A 14,128-nucleotide genomic window follows, 5' to 3' on the forward strand; every position below is an offset into this window, starting at 1 on the left:
ATCCTTGCAATGCCCAAGTATGTTCAAGGGTGATGTTCAACATTTCAATGAAATTCTTCTTTACCTGCGTCTGAACGATGTCCTTCCATTGGTCTTTTAGACTTAGCACAAATTTCAAACCAACATGTTGGTAACTTTATCTGACAACGTATCTGTTTAGCGCTTTGCATGTGGCATGGGGACTGGCTCTTCCGGGACCCACTTGTCCCAAAAAATGAGATGTTTTAAGCACAAAATGATGCTCAAGTGGGTCCCGGAGTGCCTGTCCCCTGCTTTCCTTAAAAGCGCTAAACAGATACCTGACAACCTGCCCCGCTGGATAGGATTACGTGCACGGCGTAAACTCCCCTCCTTAGCCAAGGAGGGGCCGGGGGTGGTTGTATGAGATCCCTTCCTTTTCTGATGGTGCCCCGTAGAATCTTCATGCCTCAAACGCTCTGATAATATCGTCAGGTAAAGGCTCATCAAAGTTTTCCCGCATCTTGATGCTGCCTTTGGATAATCCGGGCACCCTTTTTTGCCTTGACTGATCAAAAGGGACCATTCGCACCAATGGCCTGCCTTTTTTGGCAATTATCACTTCTTCACCCTGCAAAACTTTCTGAATAAGGCGGGAAAGGTGTGTCTTGGCCTCATGTACATTGATCGTATCCATAACATAACTCCTATAGTGACATAGAAAATAAGCCATCCACCTGGTCAAGTCAACAAAAGCCGCAATACATCACGCACCCGGCCCGGAGAATATCCATGGGAGTCATAGAAAAATACATCATCCCTGCAATGTGTTCCTGTCCGGCCAAAATGACCGAAAACCTCCCTGCGGTCAAACTTGGCCTTCAAATCAAAACCGGCCCCGGGCACGCACAGGATATCCGGGGGCATGCCCGCACCGCCGGGGTATATCTCGTCAGCAGTATACACATGATCCATGACCTTTCGGCCCTGGTATTCAAGCGCCTGCAGGCACTCTCTGACCTGCCTGATCACCTCTGCCCGCTCCACCTGATCCACCCTGCCCCGGGCAAACCTGCCCCGGTCATGGATATAAATCCTTCCCGGATCCAGGGCAAAGGCCCGGCTCTCGGGATGCATACACCCGGGGTCCAGCTCGTCGCCGGGAGGGCGGGACAGGCTTAAAAAACCTTCCGCCATTAACAGGGCATTTACATCCACCTCGGTGATAAGCCCGGCAAAACCATGATCAGCCACACACATAAGCCTCTTGGGGCCTGGCAGATCCTCAAACCTGGACAAAACTTCCCCTGCGGCCCGGTCCAGGGATTTCATAAGACCCATACAGTCGCTGTGCAGACTGTGCTTTTCATCCTCCAGGGCATGGAATAGAAAATGCCCCAGGCGGTCCAGCTCGGTAAAGACGATTATAAAAAGATCCCAGGCCTGATCCGGCCAGAAAAGATCCAGGGCCATGAGTCTGGAGCTGATGGTCAGGTGCAGTTCTTCAATGAGCCTGTCTGGTCTGTCCAGGCCAAGGGTGGTATCAGCCTCCAGCCTGTAGCCTTTCTGGCTGAGTATTGGATAAAGCGCCCCGGGGTACACAGCCCTTTCCAGGCTTGGAGCCACAAACCCGGAAACGAGCATGCCCTTTAGCTCCGGAGCCGGGTATGTACAGGGCAGGTTGATTATCCTGCATGTCTGACCGGCCCTGGCCAGGTAATCCCATACGGTATCCGTTCTTACACAACTAAAGTCGGTCAGCCCCATTTGATAGCTCTGGGGATCAATATGGGTAAACCCGTAAACACCGTGTTCTTCAGGTCCCCTGGCGGTAAAAAAAGAGGCCCAGTTCACCGGGGAGACTTCCGGCAGTTCCGAGGTGATGCCCATACAGCTGCCCGAATCCAGCAGCTCTTTCATGTTTGTCCATACTCCTTTTCGGCAAAGGCTCCCGGCAAGACCAAGGGAGAGCCCGTCCAGGCCCAGTATTACCGTCTTGCGGTCCAACCCCCTTTCCAGCCCGGCATTTACCCCCCGGCCCAGCAAATGATATCTTGACGATTGCATCAGGGCAGGATAAATGATTTATCTACAGCAATCAATGCAGGCCTTCCCCCAAACCCCGCGCCCGGGTGGCGGAATCTGGTAGACGCCAGGGACTTAAAATCCCTTGGAGCTTTGCTCCGTGCCGGTTCGAGTCCGGCCCCGGGCACCATCATCCAATCCAGCACTGTCCAGCGACAAAAAACAACCCTCATAAAAGCCCGTACACACTCGGTTTTTAGTGCATACTTGTCCAGCTTTATCCGTTGACATCCAATAAATCCTGCGGGTATAATAACGGGTATAAGCACTCAATCGAAGTTTTTTCCTGAAAAAATACCCGCAAATACAATTTAACATGCTGAAATCATTTAACATAAAAGAGGTTTCAGATGAGTTTGACTGACGTTCAGGTTAAAGGACTCAAACCCGGCAGCACTAAATACAGGGTTAAAGATAAAGACGGCATGTATTTAGAGGTCACTCCTGCAGGCGGAAAACTCTGGCGCTTTAAATACAGGTTTAACGGGAAAAACAAGCTGCTAGCTCTTGGAAAATACCCTGATGTCAGCCTGGCCAAAGCCCGGGAAAAACTCAGCATAGCCAGGCAACAGATAGCTGAAGGAAAAGACCCGGCCTACATCAAAAAAATTGAGAAAGCTGAGAAAGAAAATACTTTCAAGGCTATTACCGACGAGTGGTGGAGAGCCAAGAAATCAACCTGGACGCCTGGACATGCTGAAAAAGTTTACAGACGGCTTGAAATCGACGTGCTACCTTATCTTAAAGACCGCCCAATAAAAGAAATCACCGCACGAGAAATCCTTGAAGTATTAAAAAAGGCTGAGGCCAGAGGAGTAACTGACACTGCCTACCGGCTGGCTCAAATGTGCTCGAACATCTTCATATTTGCACTGGCAAGCGGACGTGCTGAACATAACCCTGCAGCAGATATTTCCAAGGCTTTGACCGCACACCCCAAAACAAACAGGCCTGCCATCACTGAGCCGGACGAGATAAAAGAACTGTTGTTGGCCATAGACGGGTTTACAGGCTCATACACCGTGCTTTGTGCCCTCAAAATAGCCATCCTGGTCTTTGTCCGGCCCGGCGAACTCCGTCAAGCCAGTTGGGCAGAAATCAATTTTGATGAAGCGCTATGGTATGTACCGTCCCAGCGAATGAAAATGAAAAGAGAGCACCTGGTCCCCCTATCAGGGCAAGCTGTAAAGATTTTGAAAGACATACACCCTCTTACCGGAGCCGGCCATTACGTCTTCCCCTCCATAAGAACCAATTCCAGACCCATGAGCGAAAACACCCTCAATGCTGCTCTCAGGAGACTGGGCTATCCCCAGGAGAAATTATGCGCACACGGCTTCAGAACAATGGCCAGCACCAGGCTGCATGAAATGGGCTGGCCTTCTGATATCATCGAGTTTCAGCTTGCCCATGTGGATCAAAATAAAATCCGAGGGATATACAACCGAGCCGAATATCTTGATCAGAGGACAAAAATGATGCAGGCTTGGGCTGATTATCTTGACGACCTGAAGACTGGCAAGACTGCGAAAAAGTTCAATAATACAAACAGTTAATCTTTGACAGGGTGATTTATGCCACAGTCTCCAAGTAAGAATTTGTTCCCCCTTCTAAACCTGGATATGGTGCAGGAGTTTGCAGAAAAAATCTTAAGCCACTTCCCCTATTTGCACGCTACCAAAGTAACCCTGTACAAAAACACACCCAGGTTGGCTGCCTTTTTGCCAAGATACAAAACAACATATATCCTGGTCATTGAAGTCCTGGATCTGGATCGTTACACGCAGCAATATGAGGAGTTAAAAGAATACTTAAAGCCACCATTTAACCAGAAACTTTTTTCGCTGACTGGAGATGCGCTTGCAGGTACATACTTCAACCCTCCACCACCAGAATACAATCATTGGGATGAATGGGATTTTCACCTTGTCACTGTAAATTGGAAAAACATCCCGAGCGATTACATAACAGTATCAAAGCACTTTGTTACTCACGCGCAGCAGAGTGAATCTACAGCAATCTTTAGCAACGATAAAGCTATAAGCTTGAATGACAAAATCACGGTCAACAGGAAGTTGCAAGTCCTGTGTAGCAGGATCGAATATTTTTCAAATAGAATTGAGCAGCATGATAAAATAGAAGACCAATATATTCTGACAAAGTTAAGAGAAAAGTTTCAACACACTTTCCATGATTTTATACAAAAAAGTACGGACTTGTGTATAAATATCAACAAGAATGTACTACCTGGAGATCAAACAAAAATTACCATGGACGATGATTTTTTTGATGCATCATTTATAGACAATGGAAATCACTTCATTGTAACATATAACCAAATTACAAATACATACACTAAAAAAAGAGGATTTATATATTTAAGATATATACTTCAAAATAAAGGGAATGAAGTAAGCCATAAAGAGATTTTACATGAATTAAACCCCACACCTCTAACTGAGATAAACAATATAAATAGCGAAGACAATGTTGAAATTAGAAATGAGATTGACGAGTCAGTAGGTTCTACCCCTGACGAAAAGGCATTCGAAGATTACAAAGAACGATATTTAGAAATGGAAGAAGAAATCGAAGATGCAAGAAGAAATAAAAATTATGTCTTGCTTGAAGAGCTAATGAAAGAAAAAGAGTTCTATGATTCAGAATTTAAAAATCTTTACTATACAAAAAAATATGGCCATATCAACAAAACAGAAAAAAAGATAGTCAACACTGTTGGAAAAAGACTGAATGAAGCAATACAAACAATTTTAACAGATAATCAGGAACTTGGAGACCATCTAAAAAAAAACATAACTCCACATGGCCACATAAAATACAGGCCCTCCCCGGACCTGCACTGGAAATTCGAATAAAAACCTTTCTGCCACAATATACTGCATCGAGTATGGTGAGGTGGGTTGATCATACTCACCTCACCCCTCTCACAGAACCGCACTTACGGATCTTATATAAGGCTTTTTTTCATGCGTTTGTTCCGACAGTGAAACAAAAATGACGCCTCCTTGCTGCTCATTTCAACAACAAGGAAATGCCCAGTCCTGCTGATCCCTCCTCCACACCATATCTGGCTATGCCAGGCTCTTCATTCTGGCCAGAATCTTTTTAGCTCCCAGGCAGTACCTACCTCTTCAAGTCTGCCTTACTCCAGTGAACGGACTTATCTGTCAAAATCCCTGTTACGATCATCCGGCAGAAAGAGTCCCTCCTGCCAGCGGCTTCGTGTTCCATATACAGCACAGTATATTTACTGAATCACTTCACACACACTTCCCCCTCGCAGCCTCCGGCGCTTTTAACTTCTCCGAAGACCCATACGAGCCAGGTATGAAGTCATCCCGATTTTTTCCCTCCAGTCTGTTACCAGTTTTCCTCGGCCGGACTTCATCACTGCTATGGAATCATTTGCCACCTGCACCGCTTAAGACCCGCCTTGGGTCTCCCTTTGTACGGATCTTACCCTCTCAGGACGATACAGGGCTTCTCCGGTCCATTGTCCGGACCCCTGTGAGGTTTATCGACCCCAATCACACACAGGTCTCACCGAATATCCGGATTTATAACATTTTAAAAGATCACCCGCCTGCCCTGCCGCATCAGGTTCACTTACGCTCCGGCCACTTCACATCCTATCGCTTCCTTCAGACCTTCTGTTACCAGCAAGCCCTTGCGGGTCGGATTGTCTTCCCTTCGGTCGGGGCGACCCTAGCTTCTTTCAGCTGGGCTTTGTGACAAAAAGTGTCACTAAGGTGACAGTAAAAATCACCTCTATATCTTTAGAAGACAAAAAAAGAAAAACAAAAAGAGGTGAAGTTATGTTGAATCCAAAATTTATCAATGAACTTAAGGAATCCGGCGTGCCTCTGCACAGACTCGCATGGGAGTCAGGACTGACCCCGAGCCAAGTGTACCGTATTACATGCGGAATAGAGAGGCCGGAACCTGGGTGCCGGAAGGTAGAAGCCCTTTGCAGACATCTCAAGATGGACCCTGAAGAGGCATTTGTCACCAACCGCCAGGAGGGTCACCGTGATGGATAATCAAACTGAAAAACTATTACGCTTAAGAGATGTCTTGGACAGGATTCCGGTCAGCAAGTCGACCTGGTGGGATGGAGTAAAAAAGGGACGTTTCCCCAAGCCCATCAAGCTCGGTCCAAGGACGACCTGCTGGAAGGAATCAGATATCGACGACTTGATTAATAAAGGATGGCAGATATGAAGTACTGCATAAATAAAATCACCGTACTGCAAGGGTGTCAAGTATATTTCCTGCAAACTGGCCTAGTTATAAAAAACTGGCTTTACAACCCTGCCGGCATGACCGCCGTAGTATTAGCAGGAGGTTTCATATGTTAAATTTAGCACACCTCCCTGACGTTTCAGGTATGGAACAGGATATGATGTCTGCGGCTCTAGTTTATGCAGAGACTGGCTTTCCGGTCTTCCCCTGCAGGAATAAGAAACCCATCACTGATCATGGTCACAAAGACGCCACCACGGATGAGGCCATTATAAGAAAGTGGTGGACCCGCAACCCCGATGCGCAAATAGGAACGCCCACTGGACCTGCCAGCGGGGTCTGGGCGTTGGATGAAGATTTGCCGGATGGTCCTGATACCCTGGAGCAGCTAATAGATACCTACGGTCCTCTGCCGCCTACAAGAACACAGCAAACAGGCAGTGGTGGCAAGCAGTTCCTTTTTTCTTGGAATGGATGCCAAGTACGCAACAGCACCAGCAAGATCGGACCGGATATAGATGTACGCGGGGACGGTGGATACATCATTCTACCGCCATCCGGGCACCCCTCTGGGGGTGTATATCAGTGGATCAACGAGCTAAGCCCGGCGGCTGCCCCGGACTGGTTATCTGAATTAGCCCTCAATCCAAGGAGGCCAAAAACCGCTCTCCAGGATACTAACGCTGCAACATTCCAGGGTACAGCCTATGGTCGTGCTGCTCTGGAAAGAGAAGTGGAAAGAGTGTCAACTGCTTCAGAGGGTACGCGCAACGATACGCTGAACAAGGCCGCTTTTGCCTTAGGCCAGCTTGTAGCCGGTAATGGACTTTCAGAAAATGATGTCCTGACTGCTCTGTCAAATGCGGCTCTCGAAAACGGCCTTGAGCACAGAGAGGTTGAAAAGACTATTCAAAGTGGCATTGAGGCAGGGAAACAGAACCCCAGAAGCATATCCAATGACGGATATGACAGAGGCAACAACCTACCGTCATCCAGGGAGTCCAGCACTGGTGCACTTCGTGACGGTAATGACGGTAATGACGGTATCACTGAGGATAGAACTACCCTTACCCTTCCCCCGCCTCCTCTGGATGTCTTTTATTATGACATCAGAAAGGCCATGGAGAACATAGCTGAGACCAAAAAGCCCCCTATCGAAGTATGCGTATCCGGCATCCTGGCTCTTGCCTCAGGTCTGGTAGGTAGATCCCGTGGAATAACCATCAAGGCCGGCTGGTCTGAAAGAGGCAATCTCTATATTGGCCTTGTGGGGAGATCCAGCTGTGGCAAATCCCCAGCCATCAATTCCATCTTCAAGCCAATCTATGAGAAGGAGAAGCGGTACCAGGAGCAGTATCAACGTGAGATGGAAGCTTATGAGCTTGCACTCCAGGAATGGAGAAGCAGAAAAAAGGATGCTCCTCCTGAGCCCAAGCCTGAGCCCCCTGTCAGGATAGACTTGGTCCTTGATGACTGGACCATAGAAGCTGCAGCGGACAGCTTGTCGGCAAACCCAAGAGGTGTACTTCTATACCGGGACGAACTTGCAGGCATGCTCATGGACCTTGAAAATACTCAGGAGAAAAGGGTGCCACGAAAACCAGGCTTATGACTGCTTATGATGGCAGCAAGCCGTGGAAAATTAGCAGAGCAACCTCGGACCGCAGCAACTTCATCCCAGAACCGTGTGTCAGCCTTTATGGAGGAATTCAGCCAGCCATCGCCAAAGACCTGTTTAACAATAAAGACATCGACAGCGGCTTCCTTGGCCGGTTTATGTTCATTCAGGCTATCCAGAGGGTGCCGGCAACTTTTTCAGAAGAAGAAGAATCTATGGCCACCCAGGAAACTCTTAAGAAGCTTGTAAATGGGCTGGACTCCTTTAGCTTCCATGAAACTACTCAATACATTCAGGTCAGTGCTGAAGCCAAGCAGACGTTCATAAGCTGGCATGACAAGCTGGCTTACGAAGCATGGTTCGCTGAAAACGATGGAGAGGGCAGTCTGCTGAACAAGATAAGAGCACAAGGATTAAGAGTATGCTTGATCCTGCACTGCATTGATGCAGTTATGAACGAGCAAGACGAAATGATGAAGATCAGCAATGATACCATGGTTAAGGCCTTGAAGCTGATGGACTGGATAAGAACACACACCCAGGCTACATGGAAGATGCTGATGGATAAAGCAGCAACTCCTTCAGGGCAGGACGTACGTGTTGCACAGGCCATTTTTGCCCTGGAAGGGGAGATTACAAACTCCTGGCTGCCTACTGGCCGTATAACCGAATTGGTCAATGACGGATTAGACCACAGGTACCATTTAACTGCGGAACAGGTGGGAAGAGCATGCAAAGGGTTGCAGCTTGAAAACAAAGCCAAGTCTCATGCCAGGGGCTTTATAATCACCCCAGAGGACATCAAGAGGCTTAGCTCCTTTGTTCCTGAAAAAGAACCGTCATATCTGTCATATGTGTCAGAACCTAGTATTGACGGGGCTTATGAGTATGACACTTCGGAGAGTGCACCGTCATACCCGTCATGCCATGAAGATGATGAGGGGGTGCCGATCTGATGTTGCCCGATGGAGTTACTACCAGGTTTGTACAAGGCCAGCTCAGGCTTTTTGGTCTCAATGAACTGCACCCGAAGACCAAAAACGAGGTCGTAGAATGGGCCAGGAAGAACCGCCAAGAATTACAGCAGGCCCGCTTTAATGAACTCCTTCATTTAACAGGGGCTCATATAAGCCGGCGTTCTGGAAAAATAACCCTGGTCTTCGATCCTCCCCTTGCCGGTCCTGACCATGATCAGAAAAGATGGCAACTGGCAGGGGAGCTTGAAGAGATGTTCAGGAAAATGCCTGAGCTGGCCATTTCTAAATCCACCAGGTCTGACCCAGCTGCACCCCATAAAGAGGTGAAAAAGAAGATCACCCCAGAGATGATGAGGTCTCAAAAAGCATCCCGGCCATGGATCTTGCCCAGACTGCCCGAGCTTAAGACTTATGGATGGACCCCGCGTATGCTTTTCCGGGTGGGGCGTTTCAAATATCCTCTCGGAAATTGGGGTCCAGCATGGTGTGATAACTGGGTCCGCCCGGACGTGAAGGTCAAAATTGACCCAGACGGTGCAATCCGCTGGAGCTGGACTGAAAAAACCGGCAGGACAGTGACTCAGGCCAAGAGGCCGTATATATGAACCAGAAATATCGTTATAAGGAGAAAAAAATGAAAGATTACATCAACCTTGCCCAGCTAAAACGCAGAGGCTGGACAATCAAGCTGATTGCAGACTTCAAGCCCGAGCACGATTCTGAAGCAGATAACCCCATCAATCCGGCCTGGGCACCTCAGAAGCTGTATGATTTGGACAAGATTAAGGCGATTGAGGCCACTCCGGAGTTTCAGGGCCGAAAGAAGTGGGCCAACTGGTTTCAGGGCCACATGAAGGAACTGGCCCGGCAGCGCAAGGAAGCTCGGTCTACCTGAGCATCCATAAAAGGGGAGGGCTTTTAATCAGGCCTTCCCCTTTAACATCCTTTCCTGCCAGTTCTCATTAAATTTTTCCCAGCCAATCACGGCCACGCCGCAACCAGCGTTCCCCGGCTCCTCCGCCTTGACTGACACCTTCTCCCTCCAATCATGATTCACCCGCAGATCAAACATCAACCCCCTCAATCGCCCAGGCTCCAGCTCCCCGTCCACCAGGGCTTGAGCTTTACAGGCTTCAATCTTCATCAAGGCCCTGCGTATCGCTTTGGAAAAATGTGCATGGGCCTTGGATGCAGTGGCGTAGTATTTCAACGCTGATGGATCAGTAAAGCCGAGGTGCAAGCACAGTCCACTCACTGTAGGAATTTCTTCCCACTCATGGCATGCATCAAAATAGGAATTTATTCTCTCCTGCATTTGGGGTGCATTGCTATACAGCCTGGGCCTGCCTGGTTTTCTTCTGCGCATAATATATCACCACCCTGTATGTTACTAAATCCAAAAAGACGCACACTGATTGTGCACTGCATCAAGATATATTGGCAGTTGTTTACAAAATTGTCAAATTGCAGTGGAAAAAGATGAATATGGGGAAGCCTAAAGGCGATGGCCTTGGAAGGGTCAGGTACTGTGCCTGACCCGGAGCGTGAACCCTGAGGGAAGGCGGTAGTCTTCAAAAATCAGGGGGCTGGACTACTTCAGAAATATAGACCCATGCTTGCTCCTTGATGGATTCCGTCTACAATGAAACCTTTTCAGTAACCCGGAATGTCCGTGCCCAATATTTCCCGGTAGAAGAACCTCACGTCCTCACCGGCCCGGTCGCTGGCAGCGTATTTTGCCGCGAACCTGGCCAGTGGCGACTTGACCGTTTCCAGGTAATGTCGGTCATTCATAGCCAAAACCATAGGAACCACCTCCCCGAACTCGGGATGGTGGAAATTGTCCTTGTAGCTCCGATAACCCAATCTGGAGTAGAATTTAAACAACGGCTCGTTGACGTTGATGAAGTCGAAGTAGATCCCGTTTTCCAACCCATAAGCATACAAATACTGGATTAGTCGGTTCATGATTGTGCCTCCGCGGTATTTTGGGTCCACCATGAACTTGGTGGTGGAGGACAACCGCTTCGGGTAGTACGGGTTGAACATGCGCACGTCATACTCGTTCTCGAACTCGATATCCCCATGGCGTTTCAGGTTCACTCGCACCGTGCCCACCACGGTGCCGTTATCCACCGCATAGATCAGCGTGCCCGTATCATCCAGCCAGTCGGTGATCATTCTCTTATCGTGGTCCGCGTGAGCCGGCCTGTTCATCTCCTCTATGTATACCTTGTACCTAAACCTGAAGATCCGCTCCTTTTCAGAGTCGGTCCGCGCAATCCTGATCTCGCATCCCATACGCCCCCCTTCATTGAGAGACAGACATCCACATCGGTCAGAGGCTATTTCTTAGCCACCACAAAATCGTCGTCGCCCAAGTATAGATCATCCCTGGCCTCCAGAATGGTGAATCCAACGGACTCTATCTTCTTGCAGAATTCATCCAGCGTATGGAGCATGTTCTCTGGCCTGGTCCGTTCCAGGCGGGAGCATTTGACGTTGAACCTGATGGCATTCAGTGTCCGCAGGAAAAGGTACGCGGTTCCAAGAAAGCCGATCTCCCGCCTTGCGGTCTGCAATATTTCCCAACCATGACGTTTCTGGTTTAATTTTCTACCGATGTCAGCGATAACCAGATACCCACCTTGCTTGAGTTGGTCATAAGCCGACTGAATGGCCAACCCCTTATGGGCGTTGTCCGTCAAGCGCAGGACATGAATCATGGCAATGGCGTCGAAATGGTTGTCAGGAAAAGACTTTTTTTCCACATCACCCTGGATCACCTGGATATTGCGGAATTCTTTAGCTTCCTGTTCAAGCATGCATACAAACGAGGCATTGAAGTCCACTGCCTGGATCGTTGACTTGGGAAACGCCCCGGCCAGCATCCGGGTCAGGCTGCCTGTCCCGGCCCCGAAATCACCGATGCGATGCTCTCCGTCCGGCGCAAGCCGTCTGGTAATCGCCCCTAAGGCCTGCTGCAGGACCTCATGATAACTAGGCTTGTAACGCAACAGGTTCTCGTATTGCCGGGCATACCTTGAAAAATCAGCTTGGCTGATGACTGTTTTGGTCATGTCTTTGTGCTTTTTCTCCATACTCAAAGACGATCAATGGTGCGACTGCAAAAAGTCATTTTTGCAGTCGCAAGTTTGTAGACTAACTGTTTATCCTCATGCCCCTCTGCCTTATTTCCCCTTTTTATGTCCACCCCTCTTATCATATTAAAATAACGATATTTTTTCACACCAAAACCTATATTATTGCTACTTTAGTATAAACTAAAGTAAGCAAATTTTTCCAAAAAAATAATATATATTCGAAATAATTGATGATTTTCTGACAGATTCGGTTTTTCCTGTGAGCTGGAAATTATGCCCATGTGTTGGGGGAGTTGACCTCAATTATAAAGGAAACGGGACTCCTTCTACCCATCATTCGGGGTACCACCCGGGGGTTCAAGTATCGTAAACACTCAACCATAGGAGGTACGGCATGGCTACTACTACTTGTCCTGAGTGCGGTAGGGTCAACGACGTCGCAAGCCTGGTCGAATTCAATGAGTACGTTGAAGGTCAGGCTGTTGCAGCTCTCTGTAGTTGCGGGGAACTGCACGACCTGTCTCCGGAAATGGAGACAGAGTACTGGATGCAGCGACTGCTGGACGCACAGATGGAATGGAGCCGGGAGGCTCACCATCCCTTCTAAACTAAGCCCTCCCTCCAGCCATAAGCTCAGGTTTGTGGCTGGAGATGAGCGCTTATGCTCAGACAATCTTTAACTTATGGAGGTGTAGCATGGTCTATTTCATTGCAAAGCTGGACACAGTCGGCCCAGGCCTGCTCCAGGCCAAGAGCGCTGGAGCTATCAGCGAACTTCCTTTTGCATCCCGCAAAGACGCAAGGAGGGCAGCCATAGCCTACGCTGGCGAGGAGGCCCTGGCCAATGGATCTCTGGTTATCCTGGAGCAGGAAGGTGAGGGCGGTGTAAGCGTCTGGGAGGCCTTTGAAGACGGGCCGGGTGAAGAAGATGGTCCGTGGGCCGAAGGCTGGGAAGATCGCTGCTCAGTTTAATACCGGCACGGCTTCCAATATCGAAGCCGGCTGATTATCACGTAAACCCAAAGGAGGTCACTATGCCCAAGGATTTCGCCAAGGTTGTTGAGCTTTACCAGCCCCAGGAAAAGGATCTGCGGGCTAAGCAGGACTGCCAGGAGCAACCTTCCGACAACCCCTATGTGGATCAGAGTCAATTGCCTCTGGCCATACGCTGCCCCCAGCTGGGCAGGCTTATTACCAGCAAGGACAAAGATCCAGGAGGTGGCCCGCAAGAGTGCTGCTGATTTTTAACCTTTAAGCTTGGAAGTTATCGAGTGTAGCCGCTGTCAGCATGGTGCTGGAAGCGGTTTTTTTACGTCTAATGCCCGGCACCGGGCAAAACAAAATGGAGGTTTTACCATGAGGCAAGTCAATCTTGAAGGCGTAACCAATGCACCCGCTGAACACGAGTATGTACCAGGCTACGTCCGCGGTGATGGCAAGTGGATTGATACTCGCTACACCCTGCACCTAACCCCTGAAAATGGCAATGGGTCTAATGGTGGCAACGGCAACGGTAACGGCAATGGTCGCCCAAGGAAAATCCGGATTAACTTCTGGGCCGGTGAAGCTCTCAAGGCCAAGCGGGCATTCATGGACGATCCGCACACCGCTGAGATCAAAATTGTTGGCGGCGAACTTGCTGAATACGATTGCAGGTACACCGGGCGGACCAGGTTTTCCGTAAACATCAATATCCGGGAGCAGGTCAAGATCATCAAGCGTGAGCCCTGGGTAGACGATGGTTTTGGCTTTGAAGGCGTCCTGAATAAGCTGCAGAGGCAGCACGAAGACCAGCGGGACTTCGGTGAGCCCTTCATCTAAAAATTTAACCTAAAAACCTACTAACAAGGTCAACTTTGTAAGGCCGGGCACAGCTGCACTCAAGCACTGTCCCGGCCTTTTTACGTTCAACACCATAAAAGGAGGTTTCCCCATGAACAGAGTGTCTCTTGAATTCAATCGCAGTTTTTACCGCAGGCCCAAAAATGGATACCCCCTGCCCAGCCCGGGTGCCATAAACACCATGGCTCCCAGGGTTGTTGTCCGTACCAAGGGCAGCAAAACTACCCGTCCCGCTCAGAACCAGGCCCAATAACCGGCGCATGATCCCAAGGCTGAACACA

17 protein-coding genes and 1 tRNA gene are annotated in these 14,128 nt (G+C 49.0%); 13 read left to right on the forward strand and 5 right to left on the reverse strand.

The genetic code is table 11. From position 1 onward, the window contains the following. Positions 1 to 421: 421 nt before the first annotated feature. Both DTHIO_RS16645 and DTHIO_RS16650 read right to left on the reverse strand, forming a co-directional pair. Entirely contained in the window at positions 422 to 655 is a 234-nt protein-coding gene (locus DTHIO_RS16645) for a type II toxin-antitoxin system Phd/YefM family antitoxin (RefSeq protein ID WP_008871425.1), read from the reverse strand. A 44-nt stretch (positions 656 to 699) separates the two neighbouring features. After that, positions 700 to 2,025: an alkaline phosphatase family protein gene (locus tag DTHIO_RS16650; protein ID WP_008871426.1), complete on the reverse strand. Its 1,326-nt coding sequence runs from the start codon at positions 2,023 to 2,025 to the stop codon at positions 700 to 702. 59 nt (positions 2,026 to 2,084) lie between these two features. Between DTHIO_RS16650 and DTHIO_RS16655 the strand changes: the two genes are divergently transcribed. From DTHIO_RS16655 to DTHIO_RS16695, 8 genes are all read left to right on the forward strand, one after another. Beyond that, positions 2,085 to 2,173 (forward strand) — tRNA-Leu (locus tag DTHIO_RS16655). A 220-nt stretch (positions 2,174 to 2,393) separates the two neighbouring features. Further along, on the forward strand, positions 2,394 to 3,599 hold the full coding sequence (locus DTHIO_RS16660; protein WP_008871427.1) for a tyrosine-type recombinase/integrase: 1,206 nt from the start codon (positions 2,394 to 2,396) through the stop codon (positions 3,597 to 3,599). Positions 3,600 to 3,617: 18 nt separating this feature from the next. Beyond that, positions 3,618 to 4,919: a hypothetical protein gene (locus tag DTHIO_RS16665; RefSeq protein WP_008871428.1), complete on the forward strand. Its 1,302-nt coding sequence runs from the start codon at positions 3,618 to 3,620 to the stop codon at positions 4,917 to 4,919. 1,177 nt (positions 4,920 to 6,096) lie between these two features. Continuing rightward, on the forward strand, positions 6,097 to 6,285 hold the full coding sequence (locus tag DTHIO_RS16675; RefSeq protein ID WP_008871430.1) for a helix-turn-helix transcriptional regulator: 189 nt from the start codon (positions 6,097 to 6,099) through the stop codon (positions 6,283 to 6,285). A 130-nt stretch (positions 6,286 to 6,415) separates the two neighbouring features. Then, complete coding sequence (locus DTHIO_RS22755) at positions 6,416 to 7,918, forward strand: bifunctional DNA primase/polymerase (RefSeq protein ID WP_008871432.1); 1,503 nt, start codon at positions 6,416 to 6,418, stop codon at positions 7,916 to 7,918. Beyond that, positions 7,915 to 8,880 (forward strand): DUF3987 domain-containing protein, encoded by a 966-nt coding sequence (locus tag DTHIO_RS22760; RefSeq protein ID WP_008871433.1) that lies wholly within the window; start codon positions 7,915 to 7,917, stop codon positions 8,878 to 8,880. Before DTHIO_RS22755 ends, DTHIO_RS22760 begins: the two co-directional genes overlap by 4 nt. Then, positions 8,880 to 9,506, forward strand: a complete 627-nt coding sequence (locus DTHIO_RS16690) for a hypothetical protein (RefSeq protein ID WP_008871434.1) — start codon at positions 8,880 to 8,882, stop codon at positions 9,504 to 9,506. Before DTHIO_RS22760 ends, DTHIO_RS16690 begins: the two co-directional genes overlap by 1 nt. A 29-nt stretch (positions 9,507 to 9,535) precedes the next feature. Next, positions 9,536 to 9,796 (forward strand): hypothetical protein, encoded by a 261-nt coding sequence (locus tag DTHIO_RS16695; RefSeq protein ID WP_008871435.1) that lies wholly within the window; start codon positions 9,536 to 9,538, stop codon positions 9,794 to 9,796. A 27-nt stretch (positions 9,797 to 9,823) separates the two neighbouring features. On the opposite strand, the gene DTHIO_RS16700 is transcribed toward DTHIO_RS16695, so the two are convergent. The 3 genes from DTHIO_RS16700 to DTHIO_RS16710 form a co-directional block, all read right to left on the reverse strand. Further along, positions 9,824 to 10,267, reverse strand: a complete 444-nt coding sequence (locus DTHIO_RS16700) for a terminase small subunit (protein WP_008871436.1) — start codon at positions 10,265 to 10,267, stop codon at positions 9,824 to 9,826. 287 nt (positions 10,268 to 10,554) lie between these two features. Beyond that, positions 10,555 to 11,202 carry a GNAT family N-acetyltransferase gene (locus DTHIO_RS16705; protein ID WP_008871437.1) on the reverse strand — a complete coding sequence of 216 codons (648 nt, stop codon included), beginning with the start codon at positions 11,200 to 11,202 and terminating at the stop codon, positions 10,555 to 10,557. Positions 11,203 to 11,246: 44 nt separating this feature from the next. Continuing rightward, the gene (locus DTHIO_RS16710; RefSeq protein ID WP_040418883.1) at positions 11,247 to 11,981 is read right to left on the reverse strand and encodes a class I SAM-dependent methyltransferase; all 735 of its coding nucleotides are present in this window, start codon (positions 11,979 to 11,981) and stop codon (positions 11,247 to 11,249) included. Positions 11,982 to 12,399: 418 nt separating this feature from the next. Here DTHIO_RS16710 and DTHIO_RS16715 point away from each other — a divergent pair, with 418 nt between their 5' ends. The 5 genes from DTHIO_RS16715 (at position 12,400) to DTHIO_RS21880 (ending at position 14,100) form a co-directional block, all read left to right on the forward strand. Beyond that, positions 12,400 to 12,612 carry a hypothetical protein gene (locus tag DTHIO_RS16715; protein ID WP_008871439.1) on the forward strand — a complete coding sequence of 71 codons (213 nt, stop codon included), beginning with the start codon at positions 12,400 to 12,402 and terminating at the stop codon, positions 12,610 to 12,612. 89 nt (positions 12,613 to 12,701) lie between these two features. Further along, the gene (locus DTHIO_RS16720) at positions 12,702 to 12,977 is read left to right on the forward strand and encodes a hypothetical protein (RefSeq protein WP_008871440.1); all 276 of its coding nucleotides are present in this window, start codon (positions 12,702 to 12,704) and stop codon (positions 12,975 to 12,977) included. 62 nt (positions 12,978 to 13,039) lie between these two features. Then, complete coding sequence (locus DTHIO_RS16725; RefSeq protein ID WP_008871441.1) at positions 13,040 to 13,246, forward strand: hypothetical protein; 207 nt, start codon at positions 13,040 to 13,042, stop codon at positions 13,244 to 13,246. A gap of 115 nt (positions 13,247 to 13,361) precedes the next feature. Next, a complete protein-coding gene (locus DTHIO_RS16730) occupies positions 13,362 to 13,826 on the forward strand; it encodes a hypothetical protein (protein ID WP_008871442.1) in 465 nt (154 codons plus the stop codon). Between the two features lie 112 nt (positions 13,827 to 13,938). Next, positions 13,939 to 14,100 (forward strand): hypothetical protein, encoded by a 162-nt coding sequence (locus DTHIO_RS21880; protein WP_008871443.1) that lies wholly within the window; start codon positions 13,939 to 13,941, stop codon positions 14,098 to 14,100. Positions 14,101 to 14,128 lie beyond the last annotated feature (28 nt).

The sequence above is a fragment of the Desulfonatronospira thiodismutans ASO3-1 genome, from assembly GCF_000174435.1.
Classification (GTDB): domain Bacteria; phylum Desulfobacterota; class Desulfovibrionia; order Desulfovibrionales; family Desulfonatronovibrionaceae; genus Desulfonatronospira; species Desulfonatronospira thiodismutans.